The 995-nt window shown below is 46.1% G+C and carries 2 protein-coding genes; both read left to right on the forward strand.

Features of this window, described 5'->3' with window-relative positions; translation table 11 throughout:
• Positions 1-440 (forward strand): SH3 domain-containing protein (locus R7P74_RS25085; RefSeq protein WP_318123353.1); only part of this gene is annotated, 440 nt, incomplete at its 5' end.
• Positions 441-607: 167 nt separating this feature from the next.
• Positions 608-995 (forward strand): phosphatase PAP2 family protein (locus R7P74_RS25090; RefSeq protein WP_318123355.1); only part of this gene is annotated, 388 nt, incomplete at its 3' end.

A 995-nucleotide genomic window follows, 5' to 3' on the forward strand; every position in this document is an offset into this window, starting at 1 on the left:
TGGAGTTTATGGATGTTTCCTATCGTTCAAAAACGGGGTTAAATTTACGCTCCAAACCGAGTGTAGAGAGTACAAAGCTGGGGCAACTTGAAAAAGGCGAAGTGTTCAATGCGTTGGCGAGAGTAGAAGGAGAACCTTGGATTCTGGTTGAACAAAAAGGCGTTATTAAGGGCTACGTGCATCAAGATTACGTACGCAGCAACGTAGTGAATCGCGATATTTTGTCGACTCAACCGAATCCGTTGCTCGATGCTCAGCAAGCGACTCATTCTGTATCGAGTGCCCGACACGAGCTGCTGGGCAGCTACACTTGTCGAGCGCTGAGCTATGAGTTAACTAAAGACGGTGATGTGACCACGGGGTCACTACGCGCATGCCGCAAAAAACGCAAAGTTTGGTATATCGATACGCCGTCAGCCTCACCAGCTAACCCTTCGTAATTCTTATTGCTTTTATTGATGTGTTTAACGGTATGGTTGGGCACATCAATGTGCGCTATTCCGTCCATTCTACTTTTGTCACTAATTGTCCAACTTCCCGTCATGTAGCTGTCACTTAAACCTCCTACTTTGCACACAAAGGCGTTGTCAAAGTAAGGGAAGGTCACATGCGAACCATTGAGACAATCACACAGCCAATAGCAACCATCGCTAAGTTTGATTTAGCATTCTCTAGCGTATGTCTTCAGCACCGTTTTAACCAACAAGTTGCCAACATCAGTAAAGGCGTTTCGCACAGTGGAGATGGGCATCTCTACGTCGTCTTAGGGCTGTTAGCTTGGTATTTAGATAAAGAACACGGCTCTTGGTTTATGTTAGCCGGATTGCTGGCATTTACCGTCGAGCTACCCATTTACTGGACGCTAAAAAACAGCTTTAAACGCCGTCGTCCCGAAGAACTGAGCGCTTTGTTACCTGCTTTTATCACCCCTTCTGATCGCTATAGTTTACCGTCTGGACATACTGCTGCTGCGTTTGTTATGGCAACACTTATCA

The sequence above is a fragment of the Vibrio sp. 2033 genome, assembly GCF_033339735.1.